The organism is Celeribacter marinus, assembly GCF_001308265.1.
In the GTDB taxonomy this organism is placed as follows: domain Bacteria; phylum Pseudomonadota; class Alphaproteobacteria; order Rhodobacterales; family Rhodobacteraceae; genus Celeribacter; species Celeribacter marinus.
In genome coordinates, this window is record NZ_CP012023.1 from 2,902,243 (window position 1) to 2,926,928 (window position 24,686).

Annotated in this window: 21 protein-coding genes; 14 read left to right on the plus strand and 7 right to left on the minus strand. The window is 57.2% G+C overall.

Annotated features, from left to right (window positions below):
• Positions 1-9: 9 nt before the first annotated feature.
• The gene (locus IMCC12053_RS14450; protein ID WP_062220259.1) at positions 10-222 is read left to right on the plus strand and encodes a SlyX family protein; all 213 of its coding nucleotides are present in this window, start codon (positions 10-12) and stop codon (positions 220-222) included.
• Between the two features lie 41 nt (positions 223-263).
• Here the strand turns inward: IMCC12053_RS14450 and IMCC12053_RS14455 are convergent, their stop codons facing one another.
• Together IMCC12053_RS14455 and dnaE are read right to left on the minus strand one after the other, a co-directional pair.
• Positions 264-1,355 carry a hypothetical protein gene (locus IMCC12053_RS14455; RefSeq protein ID WP_062220261.1) on the minus strand — a complete coding sequence of 364 codons (1,092 nt, stop codon included), beginning with the start codon at positions 1,353-1,355 and terminating at the stop codon, positions 264-266.
• Positions 1,355-4,876 carry a DNA polymerase III subunit alpha gene (gene dnaE, locus IMCC12053_RS14460; RefSeq protein ID WP_062220263.1) on the minus strand — a complete coding sequence of 1,174 codons (3,522 nt, stop codon included), beginning with the start codon at positions 4,874-4,876 and terminating at the stop codon, positions 1,355-1,357. The genes IMCC12053_RS14455 and dnaE overlap by 1 nt, the downstream gene beginning before the upstream one ends.
• Before the next feature lie 268 nt (positions 4,877-5,144).
• Here dnaE and IMCC12053_RS14470 point away from each other — a divergent pair, with 268 nt between their 5' ends.
• The 8 genes from IMCC12053_RS14470 (at position 5,145) to IMCC12053_RS14505 (ending at position 14,925) form a co-directional block, all read left to right on the plus strand.
• The gene (locus tag IMCC12053_RS14470; protein WP_062220267.1) at positions 5,145-6,503 is read left to right on the plus strand and encodes a xanthine dehydrogenase small subunit; all 1,359 of its coding nucleotides are present in this window, start codon (positions 5,145-5,147) and stop codon (positions 6,501-6,503) included.
• Entirely contained in the window at positions 6,500-8,803 is a 2,304-nt protein-coding gene (gene xdhB / locus IMCC12053_RS14475) for a xanthine dehydrogenase molybdopterin binding subunit (protein WP_062220269.1), read from the plus strand. The genes IMCC12053_RS14470 and xdhB overlap by 4 nt, the downstream gene beginning before the upstream one ends.
• Positions 8,800-9,738, plus strand: coding sequence for a xanthine dehydrogenase accessory protein XdhC (xdhC, locus tag IMCC12053_RS14480; protein WP_062220271.1), 939 nt, complete (start codon positions 8,800-8,802; stop codon positions 9,736-9,738). The genes xdhB and xdhC overlap by 4 nt, the downstream gene beginning before the upstream one ends.
• Positions 9,735-11,249, plus strand: a complete 1,515-nt coding sequence (locus tag IMCC12053_RS14485; protein ID WP_062220273.1) for an ABC transporter ATP-binding protein — start codon at positions 9,735-9,737, stop codon at positions 11,247-11,249. The genes xdhC and IMCC12053_RS14485 overlap by 4 nt, the downstream gene beginning before the upstream one ends.
• Positions 11,246-12,334 (plus strand): ABC transporter permease, encoded by a 1,089-nt coding sequence (locus IMCC12053_RS14490; protein ID WP_062220275.1) that lies wholly within the window; start codon positions 11,246-11,248, stop codon positions 12,332-12,334. Before IMCC12053_RS14485 ends, IMCC12053_RS14490 begins: the two co-directional genes overlap by 4 nt.
• A complete protein-coding gene (locus tag IMCC12053_RS14495; protein WP_062220277.1) occupies positions 12,331-13,257 on the plus strand; it encodes an ABC transporter permease in 927 nt (308 codons plus the stop codon). The genes IMCC12053_RS14490 and IMCC12053_RS14495 overlap by 4 nt, the downstream gene beginning before the upstream one ends.
• Positions 13,258-13,307: 50 nt before the next feature.
• Positions 13,308-14,381 carry a BMP family ABC transporter substrate-binding protein gene (locus IMCC12053_RS14500; RefSeq protein WP_062220278.1) on the plus strand — a complete coding sequence of 358 codons (1,074 nt, stop codon included), beginning with the start codon at positions 13,308-13,310 and terminating at the stop codon, positions 14,379-14,381.
• 208 nt (positions 14,382-14,589) lie between these two features.
• Positions 14,590-14,925: a carboxymuconolactone decarboxylase family protein gene (locus tag IMCC12053_RS14505; protein WP_062220280.1), complete on the plus strand. Its 336-nt coding sequence runs from the start codon at positions 14,590-14,592 to the stop codon at positions 14,923-14,925.
• Positions 14,926-14,953: 28 nt separating this feature from the next.
• Here the strand turns inward: IMCC12053_RS14505 and IMCC12053_RS14510 are convergent, their stop codons facing one another.
• On the minus strand, positions 14,954-15,334 hold the full coding sequence (locus IMCC12053_RS14510; protein ID WP_062220282.1) for a hypothetical protein: 381 nt from the start codon (positions 15,332-15,334) through the stop codon (positions 14,954-14,956).
• 176 nt (positions 15,335-15,510) lie between these two features.
• Here IMCC12053_RS14510 and panC point away from each other — a divergent pair, with 176 nt between their 5' ends.
• The 3 genes from panC (at position 15,511) to IMCC12053_RS14525 (ending at position 18,263) form a co-directional block, all read left to right on the plus strand.
• Positions 15,511-16,359 (plus strand): pantoate--beta-alanine ligase, encoded by an 849-nt coding sequence (gene panC / locus IMCC12053_RS14515; protein ID WP_062220284.1) that lies wholly within the window; start codon positions 15,511-15,513, stop codon positions 16,357-16,359.
• 10 nt (positions 16,360-16,369) lie between these two features.
• On the plus strand, positions 16,370-17,188 hold the full coding sequence (gene panB, locus IMCC12053_RS14520; RefSeq protein ID WP_062220285.1) for a 3-methyl-2-oxobutanoate hydroxymethyltransferase: 819 nt from the start codon (positions 16,370-16,372) through the stop codon (positions 17,186-17,188).
• A 160-nt stretch (positions 17,189-17,348) separates the two neighbouring features.
• A complete protein-coding gene (locus tag IMCC12053_RS14525; RefSeq protein ID WP_062220287.1) occupies positions 17,349-18,263 on the plus strand; it encodes a pirin family protein in 915 nt (304 codons plus the stop codon).
• An 11-nt stretch (positions 18,264-18,274) separates the two neighbouring features.
• Here IMCC12053_RS14525 and IMCC12053_RS14530 read toward each other — a convergent pair whose 3' ends face one another.
• Positions 18,275-19,261 carry a 2-hydroxyacid dehydrogenase gene (locus tag IMCC12053_RS14530; protein ID WP_062220289.1) on the minus strand — a complete coding sequence of 329 codons (987 nt, stop codon included), beginning with the start codon at positions 19,259-19,261 and terminating at the stop codon, positions 18,275-18,277.
• A 272-nt stretch (positions 19,262-19,533) separates the two neighbouring features.
• On the opposite strand from IMCC12053_RS14530, the gene IMCC12053_RS14535 reads away from it, so the two are divergent.
• On the plus strand, positions 19,534-20,094 hold the full coding sequence (locus IMCC12053_RS14535) for an SH3 domain-containing protein (RefSeq protein ID WP_417903500.1): 561 nt from the start codon (positions 19,534-19,536) through the stop codon (positions 20,092-20,094).
• A gap of 104 nt (positions 20,095-20,198) precedes the next feature.
• Positions 20,199-21,077 carry a cation diffusion facilitator family transporter gene (locus IMCC12053_RS14540; protein WP_062221385.1) on the plus strand — a complete coding sequence of 293 codons (879 nt, stop codon included), beginning with the start codon at positions 20,199-20,201 and terminating at the stop codon, positions 21,075-21,077.
• 24 nt (positions 21,078-21,101) lie between these two features.
• Here IMCC12053_RS14540 and IMCC12053_RS14545 read toward each other — a convergent pair whose 3' ends face one another.
• The 3 genes from IMCC12053_RS14545 to dut are packed head-to-tail and all read right to left on the minus strand — an operon-like array spanning position 21,102 to position 24,672.
• Positions 21,102-23,123 (minus strand): M3 family metallopeptidase, encoded by a 2,022-nt coding sequence (locus IMCC12053_RS14545; RefSeq protein ID WP_062220291.1) that lies wholly within the window; start codon positions 23,121-23,123, stop codon positions 21,102-21,104.
• Between the two features lie 52 nt (positions 23,124-23,175).
• On the minus strand, positions 23,176-24,195 hold the full coding sequence (locus tag IMCC12053_RS14550; RefSeq protein WP_062220293.1) for a HesA/MoeB/ThiF family protein: 1,020 nt from the start codon (positions 24,193-24,195) through the stop codon (positions 23,176-23,178).
• 9 nt (positions 24,196-24,204) lie between these two features.
• Positions 24,205-24,672: a dUTP diphosphatase gene (gene dut, locus IMCC12053_RS14555; RefSeq protein ID WP_062220295.1), complete on the minus strand. Its 468-nt coding sequence runs from the start codon at positions 24,670-24,672 to the stop codon at positions 24,205-24,207.
• Between the last annotated feature and the right edge of the window lie 14 nt (positions 24,673-24,686).

Genomic DNA, 24,686 nt, shown 5'->3' on the forward strand with positions numbered 1-24,686 from the left:
AACGAAGATATGTCAGATACCGACCGCATAACCTCACTCGAAGAACAAATTTCATATCTGACGAGAACCGTTGACGAGCTATCCGATGTGATCGCACGTCAAGAAAACGACATCGACAAAATTCAGCGCCGTTTGGGCATGCTCATGGAGGCAGAAGTCTCGCGCCAGTCCGATGGCGAGGGGTCAATCGCGCTTGCCGATCAACGCCCACCACATTGGTAGCGGCCGCAAAACCAAGACCGCGCGGCGGCACGACATGCGGATCACCTTACTTCGTCAGAGATCAACTTCCCGTCTGACACCAATAGCTCCAACCAGGCACCAGTGCCACCAAACGTCTCGTAGACCGAGACAAATGCCATATGGCTTTCCAGTTTTGGCAGGTTTTGGGCTGGGCAGTTCACGCCCTTGCCGACACCGCAAGTTTTAGACTTGATCACTTCGTATTCTTTATCGGCCAGCGACCAAGGGGCTTTTTTGCGCGCCTTGGAATAACGATGGACCTCGTGCAAGGCGGCCGACCCGAACATAACCAAGGACGCCGTGATCTGACGTGGGCAATTGTCGTCAAACCCCGTGATGAACTGGGTGCGCGCCTGCGTCGAGGACACGTCTGTGTCATATAGCTTCCAAACTGCCCGACCCTCGCGCGGGAATTTATCAACGAGTTTTGCTTGTGCGGCAGGTTTCGCCTCACATGCGACACCGACCGTTCCAAACGCTACGACCTCACCCGGCTGCACGGTGGAACGTGCCGCACCCGAGCCTGTCGAACGCGCATTTGCGAACAAACCGCCAAACAAGCCGTTCTTTTTGGGAGCAGGTTCGACGTTAGGGGACACACCAACCGTCTCGGGGCGTATATCTGATCCACCCTCGTCAGCCGGTTCAAGTGCGAGCGCCGCGAGCTCTACGTTGTCTGTCGCGTCTTCGGCGTCTATCCCTGTGATCGCGGGCTGTGCATCTTGTGGTTTTGGCTTCAAAAAGGCGAATATGCCGCCATTTCCACGCGCCACCGCCGCGTCTTGCGCACCCTGTGCCACTTGCGCATCAATCACTTCAATATCTGTACCGTCAAGCGGCGAGGCCACAGGGGCAGGTTTCAAAAACGCGAACAGGCCTTTGCGGGGCGAAACAGGCGTTGCCGCATCCTCGAATGCTGTGGAGAGATCTTGTGTTTGCGCTAAATCGTAGTCGCTCGGTGCGTCGACCAACACCTGCGACCCTGTGGCGTCCGACACCATGGCGGCCACGGTCAACTCATCAGGGGTTGAGCGCACCGCATTGAACGCGGGCAACTCCATCTGGCACCCTGCAAGAACCGTAAGAGCAAGAACACCGGCTAAAATCCGCATCAATCATCTTCCACCATTACAACACCGTCTATCGATTTGATTGCACCCTTTACTTCGGGTGAAATCACAAACGGTTGGTCAATTTCTATATCTACTTCGCCAGGCAAATCAGGGGCCATCAAACAAAAGGACAGCACGCCTTTTGGGGGATGTTTGGCCTCTCGTGTGACCCGCGTCAACAATTCACTGACGCTGATAATAGCGGCAGCGTCATCACAAAACACTTTGAGACCAGCAGCACCGGCATCAGCCACAACCGTATCCATGGGCGCAACCGCGCGTATCGTAGGATCAAATTGCCCGTCATTGAACCGTCCCTCCAAGGTCACCACGACCTTGTCGGTGCTCTCGAACACTGCGCGCGCGGCATTGAGTTCATCGTCTTTGCGCGCAAACATCGCGATGCCCGCAAGCTGGCCCGTGCTATCCGAGATATTCATGCGGAAATAGCGGTTGCCCTTGGATGACTTCATTTCCCTAAAGCCAGACACCATGACGCCGACCTGCATCGTAGCTGAGCCTTCGGCCTCGGCCTTGGCCTGAGCGCCCACAAGGGTGCCGATTTTCTTGCGTTTGAGCGCCGAGGCATAATCATCAAGCGGATGACCCGACAGGAAAAAGCCGATCGCCTTTTGCTCTTCCATCAACCGCTCGGAGGCGACCCAATCATTTGAGGGCGACAGGCGCGGTTCGGGTAAATCATCGCCCGCATCACCAAACAGCGACACCTGATTGGAGGCCTTTTGCTCATGGATCGCAGCGGAGTATTGCACGAGCGCGTCAAGGCTTTCGAACACACGGCGGCGGTTGCTGTCCAAAAGATCAAACGCACCGGCGCGGGCAAGCATCTCAAGCGGGCGTTTGCCCACACGTTTGAGGTCCACGCGGCGCGCAAAATCAAACAAGGTCACGAACCCGTTGCCGCCCTCGTCGCGGGCATTGACGATCAACTGCATCGCCTCACCACCCACGTTTTTGAGCGCCCCAAGCGCATAGACAAGTTTCTGATCGACCACATCGAACGTCGACAGCGACCTGTTCACACACGGCGGAATGATCTCGATATCAAGGCCGCGACGCACCTCTTCGGCATAGACCGACAGTTTGTCCGTGAGGTGGATATCGCAATTCATCACACCGGCCATGAACTCAACAGGGTGGTTCGCCTTGAGCCACCCCGTTTGGTATGACACAACTGCATAGGCCGCCGCGTGGGACTTGTTAAAGCCGTAGTTGGCGAACTTTTCCAACAGGTCGAACACTTCGGAGGCCTTTTTCGCCGTCACGCCGTTCTTTGCCGCACCGGCCTCGAATTTCGGGCGTTCGGCGTCCATTGCCTCTTTGATCTTTTTCCCCATCGCGCGGCGCAACAAATCAGCGCCGCCAAGCGAGTAGCCCGCCATGACCTGTGCGATCTGCATCACCTGTTCTTGGTAGACGATGATGCCTTGGGTCTCTTCGAGAATGTGGTCAATCGTGGGGTGAACCGATTCCAATTCCTTGCGCCCGTGTTTCACATCGCAATAGGTCGGAATGTTTTCCATCGGACCCGGACGGTACAGCGCCACGAGCGCCACGATATCCTCGATACAGGTCGGTTTCATCTGACGCAGCGCGGACATCATGCCCGAGCTTTCCACCTGAAACACCGCAACCGTTTTCGCGTCCGAATAGAGTTTGTAGGTTTTGTCATCATCAAGCGGGATAAGGTTGATCTGGTTCTTGGCCCCCTCGGGCGGCGTGTACAATTGCGCGCCATCGGCCGCGACATGCAAATCTCGACCTGCCTTGAAAATCAGGTTCATCGCCGACTGGATCACCGTCAGCGTTTTCAGGCCCAAAAAGTCGAATTTGACCAAGCCCGCAGGTTCAACCCATTTCATATTGAATTGGGTCGCAGGCATATCGGAACGGGGGTCTTGGTACAGCGGGACAAGCTCGTCAATCGGACGATCCCCGATCACCACACCCGCCGCGTGCGTCGACGCGTTGCGCAACAGTCCCTCAACCTTTTGGCCGTGCTTCAGCAAGCGGTCTACGACCTCCTCCGCACGCGCCTCTTCGCGCAAACGCGGCTCGTCTTGCAACGCTTGGTGGATCGATACGGGCTTAACGCCCTCAACAGGGATCAGCTTGGACAGACGGTCCACCTGACCGTATGGCATCTGCAAAACCCGCCCGATGTCGCGTACCGCCGCCTTTGACAACAGCGCGCCGAATGTGATGATCTGACCCACGCGGTCGCGCCCGTATTTCTCCTGCACATAACGGATCACCTCCTCGCGGCGATCCATGCAAAAGTCGATATCAAAGTCAGGCATCGACACACGTTCAGGGTTCAAAAACCGCTCGAACAGCAGCGAATACCGCAGTGGATCAAGGTCGGTAACGGTCAGCACATAGGCCACGAGCGACCCCGCACCCGATCCACGCCCCGGCCCCACTGGAATGCCCTGTTCCTTGCCCCACTTGATAAAGTCGGCCACGATCAAAAAGTAACCCGGAAAACCCATCTGCTCGATGATGCCCAACTCGAACTCGAGCCGTTTGTCGTACTCTTCGCGCGGGGCGGCGGGTTCGATCACGGCCAGACGCGCGTCCAAACCCTCCCACGCCTGCTTGCGCAACTCCTCGACCTCATCGTCGGCGAATTTCGGCAGGATCGGATCACGGGTGTAGGCCTTGAACGCACAACGCTTGGCGATTTCGACGGTGTTTTCCAACGCCTCGGGCAAATCGGCAAACAGCGCCGCCATCTCGGCGGGCGTTTTGAAATAGTGCTGTGGCGTCAACCGGCGGCGCGGTTCGGATTGATCGACATAGGCGCCCTCGGCAATACAGATCAGCGCGTCATGCGCCTCGTACATCTCCGCATCGGGGAAATAAACATCGTTGGTCGCAACAAGCGGCAAACCCAAATCATACGCCCATTCCACGAACGGGCGCTCTGTGACGCGCTCGGCCTCGGTCGCCTGCCCGTCTTCGCCACGGTGGCGTTGCAGCTCCACATACAAACGATTGGGATAGATCGCCTTGAGCCGCTCCAATAACGCACGGGCCTTGGGCATTTGTTGTGCTTGAATCAACTTGCCCAAGGGACCGTTTGCGCCCCCTGACAAACAAATCATACCTGTCGAATAGCGCTCCAACTCGTCCACGGTCACTTGTGGAATACCATCGTGTTTATCCACATACAGGCACGAATTGAGCTTCATCAGATGCTCATAGCCTTGTTCGGTCTGAGCCAGCAAAACTACGGGTGCCGGACCGCGCGGCCGTTCCCCTACAGCAGCAACGTCATAGGCCAGATCAATTTGACAGCCGATGATTGGTTGGACGCCCGCCCCGCTTGCGTATTCGGAAAACTCCAAAGCGCAAAACAGATTGTTGGTATCCGTCACCGCCACCGCAGGCATCCCCGCATCCGCAACCATCCCGCTCAACTTTTTCAGACGCATCGCGCCTTCGAGGAGGGAATATTCGGTGTGAACCCGAAGGTGGATAAAATTGGGGCTGCTCATTGGGCGCACGCTATCCCAAGCGCATAGGGCGGGCCAACCCAAAAACACGCGCCATCGTCATATTAACGCACCCTCATCACGCGGCACTGATCGCCACCCGCGCCCCCGAAACAGAACAAATTTTGACCACTTGGGTAATTAAAGGGCGCCAATTGCCACACAAACCCTTGCCAACGCGGCCCTTGGGATGATCTTCTAGATGAAATGGACCGCGCTTTCCGCCGCATCGGGCGCGACGTCCCATAAAAGAAAGCGGCAGGTCCGACAGATGGAAATCACCTTCCGCCTCAATGGCGAGATTGTCCGAACCCCGACAACGCACACCCACAGCCTCCTTGATTACCTTCGTGAAACCCGTGGACTCACGGGGACAAAAGAGGGCTGCAATGAGGGCGATTGCGGCGCATGCACCGTGATGGTGCACGACGAGCGCGGCACACATGCCCTCAACGCGTGCATCTTGTTCATGCCACAACTGCACGGCAAATCCGTCACCACGGTTGAGGGGTTATCACGGGGCGAAACGCTCCATCCCGTCCAAGAGGCGATGATCCAAGAACATGGAAGCCAATGTGGATTTTGCACCCCAGGCATCGTGATGTCATTAGCGGCGGCCCACGCCAAAGGTGAGACGAACCACGCCGATGTGCTTGCCGGAAACCTATGCCGTTGCACGGGGTACGCGCCAATTTTACGCGCCGCCGAGAAAGCCGCACCACAGCTCGCTCCGCACTTGTCACCCGCGCCACTTGATGTGCCCGCATTGATAGATCGCCCCGAAACCTCTGACGAACTCGCAGCACTTTATGTCCTCAACCCCAAGGCAACCCTGATCGCGGGCGCCACGGATGTCGGACTATGGGTCACAAAGCGGCTGATGGACCTCGACGATGTGATTTTTCTCGGCGGTGTCAAAGACCTTGTCGGGATCACCGAAACGGACAGCGCACTTACCATCCGCGCGATGACCCCTATCGCCGATCTGGCCCCCGCTATTGCGCCACTTTGCCCCTCGCTTGCAGAGATGTTTCGCCGGTTTTCATCGGTTCAGGTGCGCACCGCTGCGACCCTTGGCGGCAACATCGCCAACGGATCGCCCATCGGAGATAGCCCGCCGCCCCTGATCGCGGCAAATGCAACGCTGACCCTGCGCCGTGGCGACACCCGCCGCACACTGGTGCTTGAGGATTATTTCCTCGCTTATGGCAAACAGGACCGCCAAGCCTCGGAATTTGTCGAACACATCACCGTGCCAAAAGCGGGCCTTACCGACCTACGCGTGTACAAATTGTCCAAACGGTTCGATCAGGACATTTCTGCGGTCTGCGGGGCGTTCAACCTCACCGTGGAGGACGACATCATCACCGCCGCCCGCATCGCCTTTGGTGGCATGGCCGCGACCCCGAAACGTGCCAGTGCCGTTGAAGCCGCCCTCATCGGGCAGCCCTTCACCCGCACGACCATCGCCGCCGCCCTACCCGCCTTTGCGCAGGATTTCCAACCGCTGTCCGACATGCGCGCCTCTGCCGACTACCGCCTACACAGCGCACAAAACATGTTGGTCCGCTATCTGATGGAGCGCACAACCAACGATGCGCCCACATCCGTTCTGGAGGTGCGCCCATGAGCGTTGGAAAATCCCTCCCCCATGATGCCGCCCGCCTTCATGTCACAGGTGCCGCGCGCTATGTCGATGACATTCCCACGCCCGCCAACACACTCCATCTGGCCTTTGGCCTCTCGACCGAGGCACATGCCGACATCACCGCGATCAACCTTGATCAGGTTCGCGCCCTTGCGGGGGTCGTGGCCGTGCTGTCCGCCGATGACTTCGACGAGATGCCCGATTGCTCGCCCTCCGTAGGCGACGAGCCACTGTTGGCTACTGGCACCGTCCACTATGTCGGTCAGCCGGTGTTTCTGGTCGTGGCCAGATCGCACCTGATCGCCCGCAAGGCCGCACGCCTTGCCGATATCACCTATGCACCAAAGCCAGCCATCCTGACCTACGAGGAGGCCCTCGCCGCCGATGCCCGTTTCGAGGATGGCCCGCGCATCTACACCAAAGGCGATGCGGCGACCGCCATCGCCGCCGCCCCCCATCGGATCGAAGGCGCGTTCGACATCGGCGGACAAGAGCATTTCTACCTTGAGGGTCAGGCCGCCCTCGTGTTCCCCGACGATAACGGCGACATGGTGGTGCATTCCTCGACGCAACACCCCACCGAAATCCAACACAAAGTGGCCCATGCCCTGCACCTGCCGATGAGTGCGGTGCGCGTGGAAACACGACGCATGGGCGGCGGGTTTGGTGGCAAGGAAAGCCAAGGTAATGCGCTCGCCATCGCCTGTGCCGTGGCCGCCACCCGTCTGGGGCGCCCGTGTAAAATGCGCTACGACCGCGATGACGACATGATCATCACCGGCAAGCGTCACGAGTTTCGCATTCGTTATACCTGTGGCTTTGACGAGACCGGCGCGATCACAGGGCTCGACTTCGTCCACATGACCCGTTGCGGGTGGGCGCAAGACCTCAGCCTGCCCGTGGCCGACCGCGCGATGCTACATGCCGACAATGCCTATCACCTGCGCAATGTGCGCATTGAAAGCCACCGTTTGCGCACCAATACCCAAAGCGCCACCGCCTACCGCGGATTTGGCGGCCCCCAAGGTGTGATTGGCATCGAGCGTGTTATTGACCACATCGCTCATGCGCTGGGCACCGACCCTGCCGAAATTCGCCGCCGAAATTACTACGCGGACATGGCACCAGAAGAGGCACCCGCACCCGCAATCCAAACCACGCCCTATGGCCAAGAGGTCGAGGATTTCATCCTTGGCGCCATGACCGCACAGCTCCTCGACGGTGCACATTACTTAGAACGCCGTACCGCTGTTGAACGATGGAACGCAGAGCATCCGACCCTCAAAAAGGGCCTCGGGATCAGCCCCGTCAAATTCGGCATCTCGTTTACCCTAACCCATCTCAACCAAGCGGGCGCATTGGTGCATATCTACCAAGACGGCTCCATTCGCATGAACCACGGCGGCACCGAAATGGGACAGGGATTGTTCCAAAAGGTCGCTCAAGTGGCCGCAACAGCGTTTGGTGTCGACACCGCCCGCGTCAAAATCACCGCGACCGACACGGCCAAGGTTCCCAACACCTCGGCCACCGCCGCCTCAAGCGGGTCGGACCTTAACGGCATGGCCGTCAAAGCCGCCTGTGACACTCTGCGCAGCCGATTGGAATCCTTCCTGAGCGATCACTTCGGTGAATCTACATTTGAATGGCGCGACGAGCGAGTGACGTTTGGCGCGCATGATATGGCCTTCGCAGAGGTCATTTCCCTCGCCTATCAAAATCGCATCAGCCTTTCGGCAACGGGGTTTTACAAAACCCCCAAAATCGAGTGGGACCGCATCAAGGGTCACGGTCGACCGTTCTTGTATTTCGCCCACGGCATCGCGTTGACCGAGGTCGTGATCGACACGCTCACGGGTGAAAACCGGATGCTGCGCACGGATATTTTGCACGATGCAGGCACGTCCTTGAACCCCGCACTCGATATTGGTCAGGTCGAAGGCGGCTTTGTCCAAGGGGCCGGATGGCTCACCACCGAGGAACTGGTGTGGGACGCACACGGCGCACTCAAAACGCACGCGCCATCCACCTACAAAATCCCCACGGCGTCTGATGCACCCGATATATTTAACGTGGCGCTATGGGATGCACCCAATCGCGAGAACACGATCTACCGCTCCAAGGCCGTGGGTGAGCCACCGTTTATGCTTGGGATTTCGGTATTTCTCGCACTTTCCAATGCAGCGGCCGCTTGTGGCCCACACTATCCCGCCCTAGACGCGCCCGCGACACCCGAGGCAATACTCGCCGCGATTGCGCGCGCAAAGGGTGATGGAGCATGAGTTTTGACCGCGTAGAGCTGACACAAGCGCTTATGCGTCATGGTCGCGTAGCGCGGATCGTTGTTGCCGATGTAAAAGGCTCAACCCCGCGCAATGTAGGGGCCTCGATGTTGGTCTGGCAAGATGAACACGGCCTCGCGCAATCCGGTACTATAGGCGGTGGGGCGCTCGAATTCGAGGCGGTGAAAACCGCGTTCACGGCTCCACGACTGTCCCGTATCCCCCTTGGCCCGGCCATGGGACAATGTTGCGGGGGCGCGGTGGTTCTACTGACCGAAGTCTTCGAAACCGTGGCCGATATCCCTGAGGATATATTCGCGCGTGGCCCGTCACCTATGCCGTTTGGCGTAACCAAACTGCTGGCTGAGGCCCGCGCGACTGGCGCATTGCAGCCGCATTTAATCGGCGAATGGATGATTGAGCCGGTGCAGCCCGCCGCGCGCCCGCTTTGGGTTTGGGGGGCGGGACATGTCGGTCGTGCAATTGTGGCAACGTTGGCGCCGCTGCCAACCTTTGACATCACTTGGGTTGATACCAGTGCGGATCGGTTCCCGACAGATATCTCTACTGGTGTGTCCCCGCTTATGGCCGCCAATCCCGCATCTCTTGTGCGCCACGCTCCCGCCACGGCGGAGCATCTGGTTCTCACCTATTCTCACGCACTTGATCTGGAATTGTGTCATCTCATTTTGACGCACGGATTTGGTGCGCTTGGCCTGATCGGATCAGCCACAAAATGGGCACGCTTTAGAGCGCGATTGCACGATTTAGGTCATGCGCCCGCACAAATATCACGCATTTGCTGCCCCATTGGGCAACCCGACCTCGGAAAACATCCACAAGCCATTGCGATTGGGGTCGCCGCCCGCCTAATGTCGTCGACGGAACATAAAGATTCTATTGACCTGAACACGGGTGAGGAACGCACGGGGTGAGTGACCTTCTCAAGATCAACGGGCTAACCAAAGCCTATCCGGGCGTTGTGGCCAATGACTCCGTGTCCTTCACCATTGGCGCGGGTCAAGTCCACGCTTTGCTCGGTGAAAACGGCGCGGGAAAATCCACGCTTGTCAAAATGATCTACGGGTTGGAAAAGCCTGACAGCGGCACCATGCAGATGCACGCCAAAGCGTACAGCCCAACCAGCCCACAAGCCGCACGCGCTTCTGGCGTGGCGATGGTGTTTCAACACTTTTCTTTGTTCGAAGCCCTCAACGTGGCCGAAAATGTCGCACTGGGCATGGAGAACCCTCCGAAAATGCGTGAACTTGCGCGCTCAATTCGTGATGTGTCAGAGGCCTACGGTCTTCCGCTTGATCCCGACCGCATCGTTGGTGATCTTTCCGCGGGGGAGCGGCAACGCGTTGAGATTATCCGCTGCCTGCTCCAAGATCCCAAACTGTTGATCATGGACGAGCCAACATCGGTTTTGACGCCGCAAGAAGTCGAAATTCTATTCACGACCCTGCGCAAGCTTCAATCCGAAGGCACCTCAATCCTCTACATTTCTCACAAGCTGGAAGAAATTCGCGCGCTGTGTGACGAGGCCACAATCCTACGCTTGGGCAAGGTCGTGGGCGATTGCGACCCAAAGACGACGACCGCACGCGAAATGGCCGAACTCATGGTCGGCGAAACGCTCCACACCCCAACGCGCGAAGGTGGCGAAACCGGCGAGATTTTGTTGGATGTGCGCGCCCTTGATTTCGCGCCTGCCAACCCGTTTGGCACTCGCCTCAAAGACGTGTCGTTTCAGGTGCGCTCTGGCGAGATTTTGGGTATCGGCGGTGTTGCGGGCAATGGTCAGGACGAGCTTTTGTCGGTGTTGTCCGGTGAGGCAAAAACTGCGACTGGTCGCGTCTTTTTTGAGGGACAGGACATCGGTCGCATGGGACCAAACGCGCGCCGTGGCCTTGGCATTTTAGCGGCTCCTGAGGAACGGCTTGGACATGCCGCGGCCCCGAATATGAGCCTGACCGAGAACGCCCTATTGACGGCGAATGTACGCAAATCTTTGACCAAAAACGGTTTCATCAACTGGCAAAAAGCAGACGCCTTTGCGCGCGATATCATTGCCGCCTTTGATGTGCGCAGCTCTGGCCCTGCGGCGGCGGCCCGCTCGCTCTCTGGCGGGAACCTACAAAAGTTCGTTATTGGCCGCGAAGTTCTTCAAGACCCGAAAATCTTTGTGGTCAATCAGCCGACATGGGGCGTTGACGCCTCTGCCGCCGCCCAAATTCGCCAGTCGCTTTTGGATCTCGCAGCAGGGGGCGCGGCGGTCGTGTGCATCAGTCAAGATCTCGATGAGCTGATGGAAATTTCAGACCATTTTGCCGCGTTGAACGAGGGACGCCTTAGCCCGCCGCGCATAGCCAAAGGCCTCTCAATCGATGAAATCGGCCTGATGATGGGCGGCGCCCACGACATGGAAGTGGCGGACATATGATTACCCTGATCAAACGGCCACAACCGTCAAAGCTATGGACTTTTGCGACACCTGTTCTGGCGGTCGCCATCACAATGGTTTTGGGCGGACTGTTGTTTGCGCTTATGGGAAAAGACCCGTTTGAGGCGATACGTACTATCTTCTGGGATCCGCTTTTTCACGAGCAATTCGCGGCTTACTCTCGCCCTCAACTCTTGGTCAAAGCCGGTCCACTTATCTTGATCGCAATCGGGTTGTCCCTTGGCTTCAAGGCAGGGATTTGGAACATCGGCGCCGAAGGACAGTACATCATGGGGGCGCTTGCGGGTGCAGCCACGGGTCTTGCGCTTTACCCGATGGACGCTTGGTTCATTTTTCCGTTGATGGTCATTGCCGGCGCTTTGGGTGGCTTTTTATGGGCCATGATCCCTGCTCTATTGAAGACACGGTTTAATACGAACGAGATCCTCGTCTCTTTGATGCTTGTCTATGTTGCGGAGCAGCTTTTGGCCTCTGCATCGCTGTCATGGCTGCGCAATCCAGAGGGCAACGGCTTTCCGGGGTCTCGCAACCTGTCAAAAATCGAGGCCATGTCCAACCCCGAACTGTTCGCGGGCACAGGCGTTCACTGGGGCGTTGTTGCAGCCCTCGCCGCCGTAATCGCGGCTTATGTTTTGATCAACAAACACATGCTTGGCTTTCAAATCAAGCTAAGCGGTGAAAGCTCGCGTGCCGCCGGATTTGCCGGCGTCAACTCCGCCCGCCTCATTCTGTTTTGCCTTGGCACAGCGGGTGCGCTTGCCGGACTGGCGGGATTGTTCGAGGTCACCGGTCCCGCAGGACAAGTTTCCATCGACTTCAACGCAGGGTACGGGTTTACCGCAATTATCGTGGCCTTTTTAGGCCGCTTGCACCCCATCGGTATTTTGTTTGCAGGACTGTTATTGGCCCTCACATTCATCGGCGGCGAGCTTGCTCAATTCATGCTCGGGCTTCCCTCCGCGTCTATCCAAGTGTTCCAAGGCATGTTGCTCATGACGCTTTTGGCAATGGATATCTTCGTTAACTACCGTGTGGTGTGGACATCTCGGGAGGTCGCGCAATGAACTTTGGTGGCATTGATCCCGTCATTCTTTTGGCCTCGCTCATGGTGGCCTCCACCCCAATTCTACTTGCCGCCCTTGGTGAAATGGTTGTTGAGAAATCTGGCGTTTTGAACCTCGGCGTTGAGGGCATGATGATCACCGGCGCGGTCTGTGGGTTCATCGCGTCTGTCGAGAGCGGATCACCCCTTGTCGGGTTTATCGCCGCTGCGGCCGGTGGCGCGCTTTTGGCCATGCTCTTTGCCCTTTTGACGCAAGTTTTTCAATCAACCCAAGTGCCAAGTGGTTTGGCACTCACTCTTGTCGGGGTCGGCTTGGCGTCTTTCCTTGGCCAGAACTACGTGGGCGTTAAATCCCCTCTTACAACCAAGATGCCCATCCCGTTGCTTGAGGATATTCCCGTTCTTGGTCCGATCCTGTTTCGCCATGACGCAATGGTTTACTTTAGCCTGTTCGCTGTGGTTGTCGTCTGGGCCGTGCTCAAATTCACGCGCGCGGGTCTGATCCTGCGTGCAGTTGGTGAAAACCATACCGCCGCCCACGCGCTTGGGTACAAAGTGCGTCGTGTTCGGGTTTTGGCCATCGGGTTCGGAGGCGCTATGGCGGGTCTGGGCGGCGCTTATATTTCTCTCATCCGCGTGCCGCAGTGGACCGATGGGATCACCGCAGGTATAGGGTGGATCGCCCTTGCCATCGTGGTTTTTGCCTCATGGAAAGCGCCACGCGTTTTAATCGGTGCCTACCTCTTTGGTGGGATCACAGTGCTGCAACTCAATCTTCAGGCGGCAGGGGCAAAGGTTCCTGTAGAGCTTCTTTCGATGTCGCCATTTTTGGCCACGATTGTGGTTCTTGTCGTCATTTCGGCACGCAGCAAAGGGGCCGCTGGCGGTCCCGCAATGCTTGGCCGGATTTTCCAAGCCCGCTAGGGCTACTTATCAACCGGGGCGCATGCCTCACAACACCTGGGAGAACGCATATGTTCAAAACACTCCTCGCCACCACCGCTTTGGCTCTTGGCCTTGCTGGCGCTGCTCTGGCAGACGACGAAAAAACCAAAGTGGGCTTTGTCTACGTGGGTCCCGTCAATGATGGCGGCTGGACACAAGGTCACGATCACGGCCGAAAAATGCTCGAAGAGCACTTTGGCGATACGGTCGAGACCGTCTTTGTTGAAAATGTTCCCGAAGGCCCAGACGCAGAACGCGTGATGACACAGATGGCGCTCACAGGCACTGACCTGATTTTCACCACATCGTTTGGCTTCATGGACCCGACCATCAACGTGGCTGAAAAATTCCCTGACGTGAAGTTCGAGCACGCAACGGGCTACAAAACTGCCGATAACGTTGGCACCTATTCCGCGCGCTTCTATGAGGGCCGCGCCATCCAAGGCCACATTGCGGGCAAAATGACCAAATCCAACATCGTGGGCTACATCGCATCCGTGCCAATCCCCGAAGTTGTCCGTGGCATCAACTCCGCCTACATCCACGCCCAAAAAGTGAACCCTGACGTTGAGTTCAAAGTTATCTGGATCTTTGAGTGGATGAACCCCGCCAAAGAAGCAGACGCGGCAAAGGCGTTGATCGAGCAAGGCGCGGACGTGATCTTGCAACACACCGACTCCACGGCCCCCCTTGCCGCAGCCCAAGAGGCAGGCGGCGTGATCGGTTTTGGTCAAGCTTCCGACATGTATGAGTACGCCCCATCGCCGCGCGTCTCCTCCATCATCGACAACTGGGCGCCCTACTACATCGCCCGCACCCAAGCCGTCATGGATGGCACATGGGAGAGCGCAATGACGTGGGACGGCATTTCCACAGGCATGGTTGGCATTGGTGAAATCACAGATGCAGTTCCCGCAGACGTGAAAGCCGAAGCCGAAGCCATGCGTGATGAAATCGCAGCGGGCACCTACCACCCGTTCACCGGCCCCCTCAACAAGCAAGACGGCACGCCGTGGCTTGCCGAGGGCGAAGTGGCGGATGACGGCACACTCGCAGGCATGTCCTTCTTTGTTGAAGGTCTCACTGGCGACATCCCACAGTAAACAATCAATACAGACTAACGAAAGGCCCGCCAAATTGGTGGGCCTTTTTGCATGGTGCGTCACGCTATGTTTCGGTGTCGCGTCTGATGGTGTCGCGAGGCATAGGCCACAACACATCTTGGTTTTAGAATTTATTGACACGGATCAAGGCTGTGACGACACGCCCATGCCAATGGTGGCGCAAACACGCAACCAGAGGAGTTATCTAATGAGCTGGGCCGAAAAGAACGAATCCATGCGCGATGCCTTGCGCAGCCTCAACAAAGCCAACCGCAACATCCCAAAAGGGTTCGGTGCGATGTCACAGGCCGCAATGGAAGGCGACCTGTTGGACGGCAAGACTAAGGAAATGGTGGCACTGTCCATCGCCATCGGTGTGCGGTGTGAACCCTGTGTCGGCTTTCACGTCGAAGCCTTAGCCAAACAAGGCGCATCACGCGAAGAGCTGGCCGAGATGCTAGCGATGTGTGTTCAGATGGGTGGCGGACCTGTGTTGATGTACGCCGCAAAGGCACTTGAAGCGTGGGACGAACTCACCGCCTAAGCCATGGCAAACGACCAAGATGCACGTATTATTGTGCGGCGTCTTGGTCTGATGCTTCCGCGATCTCACGCGAAACGCTACAGCTTTTGCGCGCCCCTTGTTGGCTGCACGCGATCGTCAATGATGGCTCTGCATCGGACACTGCCGCCACGGCGACATCAGCAAGCGGGTTCTGGGCGGGTATGTCCACGATATCCTCCGCCGCGCTTACCTCCGCCTCCTGTGTTGGGGTGACGCCCTCGCTAAGACGCCTAAATCGGGTTGGCATATGCGCCAAATAGGATTTCACCGGATACTGGGTGAGCGTTGCCTGAGGCCCGATGATCATCCTGCCTTGGATAACATAATCGGCGGATACGATCATAATCGCCCCAAGGCCAAACAAAAGACATGCAACAAGACGGCTCATACGATGCTCCTAAGACGACACACTCATTAAGTGTCATCGATCATCGTGGGGGCTCATGGCGAAACTTTGACCAATCTCGGGTAATTTCGCGGATTGCGCATCTGGGCATCGCCCGACTTGCCGCGCTGCCGCATGAGCGCTAATCTTGGCCGCGAATGAGCGAGGGGAGCTATCACATGCAGATTTGCCGCACAAAGGCAGAGGTCCGCGAGGCCGTACGTGGATATCGCAGGGCAGGTGAACACGTAGGGTTGGTCCCAACGATGGGGTATCTACACGATGGACATATGACGCTCGTGCGCACGGCCAAGGCCAAGTGCGACCGCGTTGTTGCAACGATCTTTGTCAACCCGACCCAGTTTGGCGACAGTGCCGATCTCGACGCCTATCCGCGTGACGAGGCGCGTGATTTTGCGCTGCTTGAGGCCGAGGGCGTGGATGCGGTGTTTTGCCCCGATGTCGATGAGATGTACCACCCGCTCAAACAAACCACGGTTGTGACAGAGCGGTTGGAACACATGCTGATGGGTGCATTGCGGCCTGATCACTACAAAGGCGTGTGCACAGTCGTCACCAAACTGTTCAACATTGTCGGCGCCGATGAGGCGTTTTTTGGCGAGAAAGACTATCAACAGCTTTTGGTTTTGCGCACGATGGCCCGTGATCTGGATATCCCCGTGGGCATCAACGGCGTGCCTACCGTGCGTGAGGTCGACGGATTGGCGATGTCGAGCCGCAATGTACGTCTCAGCGCTGAGGACCGCCAAGCCGCGTTGATCCTCAATAAGGCGTTGGCCTACGGCGATTACGAGGCCTCGGACGGGCGCACCGCCGCAGATCTCGAATCTTCGATCCGTACCTTTATCGAGAAAGAACCACGTGCCGAAATCGAAACCATCGATGTGCGTGACGCCGCAACGTTAGAGCCGATTGAGGGCCAGATTACCGCTCCTGCCGTCATTCTTCTCGCCGTGCGTTTCGGTGATGTGCTATTGATTGACCAACGCGTTGCCGACCCGAGCTAAGGAGCCAGACATGTCAGCCCAAAACGAAACGATCCGCCGCATCACCGTCCCGCAAATCCGCGACCGCAAAGGCGGCGAGCCGATTGTCTCGCTCACGTCCTATCACGCGCATACAGCGGCGATTGTCGACAAACACGCGGATTTCATCCTTGTGGGCGACAGCCTCGGCATGGTGATGCACGGTATGGAAAGCACGGTGGGTGTGCCGCTTGATCTGATGGTGATGCACGGGCGGGCCGTTGTGCGCGGCACCAAACGGGCGCTGATCGTCGTTGATATGCCATTTGGCAGCTATGAGGAAAGTCCCAACATGGCATTCCGCAATGCCGCGATGATCATGAAAGAAACCCAGTGTCAGGCGGTCAAACTTGAGGGTGGCGCACGCATGGCCGAAACGATCAAGTTTCTCGTGGAGCGCGGCATTCCCGTAATGGCCCACATCGGCCTGACGCCACAATCTACCAACGTCATGGGCGGGTTCAAAACCCAAGGCCGCGATGAGGACACATGGAACATGCACATCGCTGATGCCAAGGCCGTAGCCGAGGCCGGTGCCTTTGCCGTTGTGGTCGAAGGTGTCGTTGAACCGCTCGCCGATCAAATTACCGCCGCTGTGGACATTCCAACTATCGGCATTGGGGCGTCCAAGAATTGCGACGGACAGATTTTGGTGCTCGAAGATATGCTTGGCCTTAACCCGTGGGTGCCCAAGTTTGTCAAAAAATACGGCAACCTTGGTCCGGCAATTGAACAGGCCGTTGCGGAATATGCCGATGAGGTCAAATCACGCGCCTTCCCCGGTCCAGAAAACGTCTACAACAACAAATAAGCGCTCTGGCGTCACAGATCGAACAGTCTAGAGCCCGCGGCACGTATTCTAGACTGTTCGATCCCCCTTATGCGCGATTTCGCACAAAGACCCTCTGCATTCGCGTCTTTACGCGCCCCTACGCACGCCCCCATATGGTGTAAAGCAAAGGAGACGCACCATGACATTTCGCCCCGTTAAATCCGAAACCCTCGCCGAAGCGACCCTCGAGGGCGCAGGCGTTCATCTTTATCGCGCGTTCGGATTTCACAAGCCCCGCGAGTTTGATCCGTTCTTACTGTTTGATGACTTTCGCAATGACGACCCCGCAAAGTTCGAAAAGGGCTTTCCGTGGCACCCGCATCGCGGAATCGAGACAATAACCTATGTGCTTGACGGCGAAGTTGAACACGGTGACAGCCTTGGCAATCGCGGCGTCTTGGGCGCAGGCTCGGTGCAATGGATGACCGCAGGGTCCGGCATCATGCACCAAGAGATGCCGCGTGGAAACGCACAGGGCCAGATGCACGGGTTCCAATTGTGGGCCAACCTGCCCTCCTCGCTCAAGATGACCGATCCGCGCTATCAAGACATCCAAGGCAGCGACATTCCCGTTATCATTGACGATGACGGCACAGCGGTCAAAATCGTCACAGGCAACTTTTGGGGCAAACGCGGCCCTGTCGACGGTATCGCCGCCGATCCGCTGTACCTCGACGTGAGTGTGCCGCCCAATACGACAAAACGCCTACCCGTTGAAACCTACGCCAATACATTCGCCTATGTGTTCGCGGGCGCGGGCACGTTTCGCGATGCCTCTACACCCTACGGCGTGCGGGTCGAAAAAGAGATCGCGGGCGAAGAGATCAACATTCGCGACATGTCGGGCAACCGCACCTTGGTCAACTTTGATACGGGCGACGAAGTGGTGGTGCGCTCTGGCCCCGAGGGCGTGCGGTTCTTGCTTATTTCCGGTCAGCCGATCAAAGAACCTGTGGCATGGCACGGACCAATCGTGATGAATACGCGCGCTGAATTGCAGCAAGCGATGCAGGATCTCAACAACGGGACATTCATTCGCGATCAACGCGACTGAGTGCAAACGCTTTAGATCATGTCGGGCACCACCATATCAGGTGGTCGGTGCCCGTCCGCAAACGCATAGATGTTGAGCAACACTTTTTCGCCCATCTCGATGCGCCCCTCAACTGTCGCCGATCCCATATGCGGAAGTAAAACAACGTTCGGCAACTCGCGCAATCGCGGATTGACCTGACTGCCATGCTCGAACACATCTAGCCCCGCACCAGCGATCTCTTCGCGCCTCAGCGCACGTGTTAGGGCGTTTTCATCAATCACTTCGCCACGTGAGGTATTCACAATCACGGACGTCGGCTTCATCAACTTTAGACGGCGCTCGTTGATCAAATGAAACGTTGCGGGAGTGTGCGGACAGTTGATCGAAAGCACATCAACGTTAGCAAGCATCTGGTCCAAACTGTCCCACCACTGCGCACTATTCTCCTTTTCCGTGGACGGATGAAGGCGCGTGCGGTTGTGATAGTGAACAGACATTCCAAACGCTGTCGCGCGCCGCGCAAGCGCTCGCCCGATTCGACCCATGCCTAATATGCCCAACGCCTTGCCGCCGATCCGCTGCCCCATAAATGCCGTGGGGGCCCATCCCTCCCACGCACCAGATTGCATAAACTTGAGACCTTCGGGCATCCGACGCGTGACGGCCAAGACTAAACCAATAGCCATATCCGCAGTATCTTCGGTCATAACGCCCGGGGTGTTAGACACAAGCACGCCACGCTTATGCGCGCCCACAACGTCAATGTGGTCAACTCCCGCGCCGTAATTGGCGATAAGCTTTAAACGGCCGCCTGCGGCATCAAGCATCTCGGCGTCTATTTTGTCGGTGACACACGGCACGATCACATCCGCCTCACGCATCGCGTCGATCAACTGATCTCGCGATAGCTTTTCATCGGCAGCGCTCAAACGGACATCGAACAACTCACCCATCCGCGCCTCGACCGCATCGGGCAGTCGGCGTGTCACAAAGACTTTTGGACGATTGTCTGACATGTTGCACCTCCATGGTGCGCACGTTTGGGCACCGTTACCTGATCCCATTGTGCAAACAGCATTGCATATGGGCAAGGGGTATCCGATAAGAACACTGCGCAAAGAGACGCGACAAGCGGACGTTTGCCCGTTATTTTGATATGTATTTCGAGGCCATGAGGGTGAACATGCAGGCAGTATATTCGGCAACTGCTCCGCAAACGGCGCGGCAATTGCGCCACACACCTTGGCGTTCGGCCCGCACCGCGATCGTTTACACCTTGTGCGCCGCCCTGATCACCTTGACGCATATCGGAGCGGCCTTTGCACAAGAGACGCCGAGCGGCCTACCAGCCAGTCAAGACGAGGTTGCGAAACCTCAAGCGAGCCCGACCGTCACGGCCGCCCCTACGGCACCCCTTTCTGATCGCGGAACGGTCACAAACTTGCCCTTACCACGGTTCGTCTCGCTCAAGGCCAACACGGCCAACTTGCGGCGCGGACCATCACTTAGCCACCGTATCGATTGGGTATTTAAGCAGCGCGGCTACCCGTTTGAGGTCATCGCAGAATACGGTCACTGGCGGCGTGTGCGTGACAATGAGGACGCAACAGGGTGGATCCACTACACCCTCATTTCCGGTGTGCGCACGGCCATTGTGACCGATGAAACGGTTGACCTCTACAAAAAGCCCGACACCTCAAGCCGCCTGAATGCGCAAGCAGAAAAAGGTGTAATCCTACGCTTGCTAGAGTGCAATATTTCGTGGTGCGAGGCGAGCGCAGATGGATACAAAGGCTGGGTGCTCAAGTCAGGCCTTTGGGGCGTTTATGGTGATGAAGTACTAGAATAGTGCCGTTTGCGCGTCGTTTTCCACCGTAGAACCCGAATATCCCGCCCACATAGAGATCCGATTAGAGTTGAATTGACTGCTTAAAAGGCGCGACACTGTAGATGATGACAGACAGTCGATTAAACCTATCTGCGGGGTTTGCCTCCGTAAGTGTCGCCATGATTTTGGTGATCGCCAAGCTTTGGGCCTTGTCGCAAACCGGCGCGCTTTCGATCGGGGCGTCATTGGCCGATAGCGCCATGGACCTGATGATGGCCTTGGGTGGTTTGATGGCAATCTACTATGCCGCGCGCCCACCCGATGAGGATCACCGTTTCGGACATACATCCGCCGAAGATTTGGCAGCCCTCGGGCAATCAACCTTTATCTTGCTGTCGAGCGGCGTCATCGCGGTGTCGGCCCTGCGCAGGTTGCTATCCCCCGCCCCTGTACTTGTTGGTCAAGAAACCGCAGGTGTCGCCGTGATGGTTTTGTCCATCATCCTCACTGTCTGTCTTGTGTTGTGGCAACGCCGTGTCGCTCAGACCACAGGATCAAAGGTCGTCGCTGCCGATAGTTTGCACTACCTTGGCGACCTTGTGCCAAATATTGGCGCGATCATTGCCCTCATGGCCTCGGCAGCATTCGGCCTCACCATGATCGATAGTGTTGTGGCCTTAGCGGCGGCCGCGATGCTTGCGTTGGGCGGCCTTCGCATTGGCAAGAGCGCATGGGACGCCCTCATGGATCGCTCCGCCCCACAAGACATTGTAGACAATATCGCACGCATCGCGCGTAATTTTGACGGCGTTGACGATTTCCACGACCTCAAAACGCGCATGGCGGGATCAAAACCGTTCATCCATGTCCATATCGAAGTGAACGGCGATCAAACACTGCGTGAGGCCCACGCGATTTCAGCGGGTCTAAAAAGCGCCATTCTCGACGTTTACCCGCGTGCCGATGTGATCATCCACAAAGACGTTTCAGGCGAGGCCGATTAATCCGCCTCGCCCGCGTCGAATCCTTTAAACCTCGACCAAACCACGCCCCTTAAGTAAGGCCTCAACTCCCGGCATCCGCCCGCGAAACGCGGTGTAAAGCGCAACAGGGTCGCGAGATCCACCGCGCGACAATATGTTGTCTTCGAGACTTTTCGCGGTCGCCACGTCAAATGCACCATTCTCCTCGAACGCCTCAAACGCATCGGCATCCATCACTTCCGACCACATGTAGCTGTAATATCCGGACGCATATCCATCACCGGAAAACACATGTGCGAAATGCGGTGTGGCATGGCGCATCGTGATCGCACGCGGCATCCCGATCCGCTCAAGTGTTTCGGCCTGTGAGTGCATCGGGTCCGCAGGGGACGCTCCATCATGGAAATCGAGATCGACAAGCGCCGATGAGACATATTCGACCGTGGCGAACCCCTGATCATAGGTCTGCGCCGCAAGCAAACGTTTCAGCATATCCGCAGGCATCGCCTCGCCTGTCTCGGCGTGGGTTGCAAACTCTTCGAGGAGGGCGGGAACTTCCAACCAATGCTCATAAAGTTGGGAGGGGAGTTCAACGAAATCACGCGCAACGGACGTGCCCGAAATAGACTCGTATGTCACATTGGACAGCATCTGATGAAGGGCATGACCAAACTCATGGAACAAGGTGCGCGCATCATCATAAGAAAGCAAATTCGGCTTTCCTTGTGCTGCTTTAGCAAAATTGCACACATTCACAACAATTGGCGCAACGTCTCCACCTAGTTTTTTCTGGCTTCGCATTGCCGAACACCACGCGCCCGACCGCTTTGATCCCCGTGCAAAATAGTCACCTATGAACACGGCGACATGGCGCCCCTCACGCGTCACATTCCACGCTCTGACATCCGCGTGGTACAGTGGGATATCAAGTGGTTCAAACTCCAATCCGAACAAACGCGTAGCACAGGTAAAAGAGGCCTCAATCATACGGTCAAGTTGCAGGTAAGGCTTTAACTCCGCTTCATCCAGATCGTGTTCGGCCTTGCGCCGGATCTGCGCATAGTACCGCCAATCCCATGGCTCTAGTGGCCCCTCAAACCCGTCCGCGCGCAGCATGGCCTCAAGTAGCGCACCATCGCGCAGTGCGGCCCGTTTGGCCGGCTCCCACACCTCCATCAACAATCCACGCACTGCATCGGGGGTCTTGGCCATTTCCGTCTCAAGCTTATACGCCGCAAAGCTGTCGTAGCCCAAAAGCGCGGCGCGCTCTGCTCGTAGCTTTAACGTCTCGTCGGCAATCGCACGGGTATCGTTTTTACCACCACGCGCCCCGCGTGACGTCCATGCATGAAATGCCTTTTCGCGCAAATCACGGCGCGGCGAAAACTCAAAAAACGGCGAGATTAGGGAGCGTGATGTGGTCAGACACGGACCCGACACACCCTTTTCCTCACCCGCTGAACGAGCGGCATCTATGACAAACGCCGGCAATCCATCCAGATCCGCCTCGGACAGTTCCAAAAACCACGCGCCCTCATCCGCCAACAAACGTTGTGTAAATTCGGTCCCTAACGTGGCAAGCCGTGATGAGATTTCCGCCATGCGCACTTTATCGTCGCCTTGCAACAGTGCACCGGAGCGCACGAAAGAACGCCGCGTGAGCATCAAAACACGGGCCTGTTCCTCATTAAGGTCAAGGTCGCCACGCGCCGACCAAAGCGCGTCTATCCGCGCAAAGAGCGCTGCATTTTGGGTGATTTCCGTCGAATATGCGGCCAATGCGGGCGAAAATACGCGCTGTAACTCTTGGCGTGCGTCATTGCTATCCGCGCCCGCGAGATTGTAAAATACACCAAGGACGCGGCCCAATGCCTCCTCGGCCAACTCCATCGCCTCAATCGTATTTACAAAACTTGCCGGTTCCGGATTGTCCGCAATTGCTCTGATCGCATCACGCCCCTCGGCGATAGCGGCATCGAAAGCGGGTTGGAAATGACTGTCGTCAATCTGTGCAAACGGCGGCACATCGAATGGGGTATTCCAAGAGGTCAGAAGCGGGTTTGTCATGCGTGTCTCCTTTGAAAGACAAGCTATGTGCGCGCGGGGTAAAGGAACAGTGTCAGCCGCCACAAATCGGGCAATCCGCCCGTTTTTTTACCACAATCGTCCGCGTCTGTGCGTAAAGCGCATCGTATATGACCAACCGCCCCGCAAGCCCCTGTCCCGCACCTGTGAGTTCTTTGATCGCTTCCATCGCCATCATCGTGCCCAAAAAACCGGGAAGCGGGGCCGCAACCCCCGCCTCTGAGCATGACGGGACCATGCCCGCAGCAGGCGCAATTGGGAACACGCATTGATAACATGGCGTATTACTTGCTGAATTATATGTGCTAATTTGACCTTCCCATTGCGTGATCGCTGCGGCGACAAGTGGGGTCGCTTGCTCAACACACAATCGGTTCACAAGATACCGTGTCTCAAAATTATCAGACCCGTCGAGCACAAGATCATACTGCGCCACCAATTGCGCGCAGGTCTCATCAAACCGCCGATTATAGGGTCGCACCTCCACAAAAGGGTTTTGAGCCGTCATCGCCATTTGCGCCGAAAACACCTTTGGCATTCCGAGCCGGTCATCGGTGTGGATCACTTGTCGTTGAAGGTTGGACACATCAACCACATCGTCGTCGATAACGCCGATCGTCCCCACGCCGCTCGCCGCCAAATATTGCAAGACAGGCGCGCCAAGCCCACCCGCGCCGACCACTAGAACCTTGGCATCTTTCAGCTTCTTTTGGCCTGTGCCACCAATATCAGGCAAAACAATATGACGCATGTAACGTTCTAATTCTGCGTCACTCAGCTTATCGGCTTTGGGTGTGTCTGGCGTTGATTGTGCCACGCGCGCCCGCAGCTTTGCCAACCCAAACCGATACGCAACAACACCGCACGCGCCAACGCCGAGGATTGCCCACTCACCGAACGCGCCGCCAAACGGGTTGTTTTCGGGCACCAATGCCACCGCCAACAGAACAGCCAGATACAAAAGGCCAATCATCGACCACCGCGCACGAGAGGGCGCGCCCGTCAGCGCACCAATGCCCCAAAGCCCCGCAGAGATGATAATGAAAACACCCATGCCCGCGCCCTACGCGCGGCCAGTGGAGCCAAAGCCCCCATCGCCGCGCACGGTTGTATTCAATTCATCTGCTAGGTTGAACATGGCTTGCACCACAGGGGCGACGACCATCTGCGCAATACGGTCCGCATGCGCCACTGTGAATGGGTCGGATCCGAGATTGATCACAATGACACCAACAGGCCCACGGTAATCCGCATCAATCGTCCCTGGCGTATTTGCAAGGGTAATCCCGTGCTTGAGCGCCAAACCGGAACGGGGCCGAATTTGCACCTCGAACCCTGCGGGAATTTCCATTTTTAGGCCTGTCGGGATCAGGGCGCGCGCGCCCGGCGCGATCACAATGCCCTCAACACGATCAACCACCGACAAGTTCGCACGAAGGTCCGCCCCCGCCGCCTGATCCGTCTCATAAGATGGCAAAGGCACCGAATGATCGGCACCGTCCAGCCACTGGAGTTTGATCGCAACGCTCATTTTCGCCCCCTTTT

Excerpts from the sequence above, each read along its gene's own strand:
- IMCC12053_RS14450 (WP_062220259.1), top strand. The coding sequence starts at position 10 with ATGTCAGATACCGACCGCATAACCTCACTCGAAGAACAAATTTCATAT.
- IMCC12053_RS14455 (WP_062220261.1), bottom strand. The coding sequence starts at position 1,355 with ATGCGGATTTTAGCCGGTGTTCTTGCTCTTACGGTTCTTGCAGGGTGC.
- dnaE (WP_062220263.1), bottom strand. The coding sequence starts at position 4,876 with ATGAGCAGCCCCAATTTTATCCACCTTCGGGTTCACACCGAATATTCC.
- IMCC12053_RS14470 (WP_062220267.1), top strand. The coding sequence starts at position 5,145 with ATGGAAATCACCTTCCGCCTCAATGGCGAGATTGTCCGAACCCCGACA.
- xdhB (WP_062220269.1), top strand. The coding sequence starts at position 6,500 with ATGAGCGTTGGAAAATCCCTCCCCCATGATGCCGCCCGCCTTCATGTC.
- xdhC (WP_062220271.1), top strand. The coding sequence starts at position 8,800 with ATGAGTTTTGACCGCGTAGAGCTGACACAAGCGCTTATGCGTCATGGT.
- IMCC12053_RS14490 (WP_062220275.1), top strand. The coding sequence starts at position 11,246 with ATGATTACCCTGATCAAACGGCCACAACCGTCAAAGCTATGGACTTTT.
- IMCC12053_RS14495 (WP_062220277.1), top strand. The coding sequence starts at position 12,331 with ATGAACTTTGGTGGCATTGATCCCGTCATTCTTTTGGCCTCGCTCATG.
- IMCC12053_RS14500 (WP_062220278.1), top strand. The coding sequence starts at position 13,308 with ATGTTCAAAACACTCCTCGCCACCACCGCTTTGGCTCTTGGCCTTGCT.
- IMCC12053_RS14505 (WP_062220280.1), top strand. The coding sequence starts at position 14,590 with ATGAGCTGGGCCGAAAAGAACGAATCCATGCGCGATGCCTTGCGCAGC.
- IMCC12053_RS14510 (WP_062220282.1), bottom strand. The coding sequence starts at position 15,334 with ATGAGCCGTCTTGTTGCATGTCTTTTGTTTGGCCTTGGGGCGATTATG.
- panC (WP_062220284.1), top strand. The coding sequence starts at position 15,511 with ATGCAGATTTGCCGCACAAAGGCAGAGGTCCGCGAGGCCGTACGTGGA.
- panB (WP_062220285.1), top strand. The coding sequence starts at position 16,370 with ATGTCAGCCCAAAACGAAACGATCCGCCGCATCACCGTCCCGCAAATC.
- IMCC12053_RS14525 (WP_062220287.1), top strand. The coding sequence starts at position 17,349 with ATGACATTTCGCCCCGTTAAATCCGAAACCCTCGCCGAAGCGACCCTC.
- IMCC12053_RS14530 (WP_062220289.1), bottom strand. The coding sequence starts at position 19,261 with ATGTCAGACAATCGTCCAAAAGTCTTTGTGACACGCCGACTGCCCGAT.
- IMCC12053_RS14540 (WP_062221385.1), top strand. The coding sequence starts at position 20,199 with ATGACAGACAGTCGATTAAACCTATCTGCGGGGTTTGCCTCCGTAAGT.
- IMCC12053_RS14545 (WP_062220291.1), bottom strand. The coding sequence starts at position 23,123 with ATGACAAACCCGCTTCTGACCTCTTGGAATACCCCATTCGATGTGCCG.
- IMCC12053_RS14550 (WP_062220293.1), bottom strand. The coding sequence starts at position 24,195 with ATGGGTGTTTTCATTATCATCTCTGCGGGGCTTTGGGGCATTGGTGCG.
- dut (WP_062220295.1), bottom strand. The coding sequence starts at position 24,672 with ATGAGCGTTGCGATCAAACTCCAGTGGCTGGACGGTGCCGATCATTCG.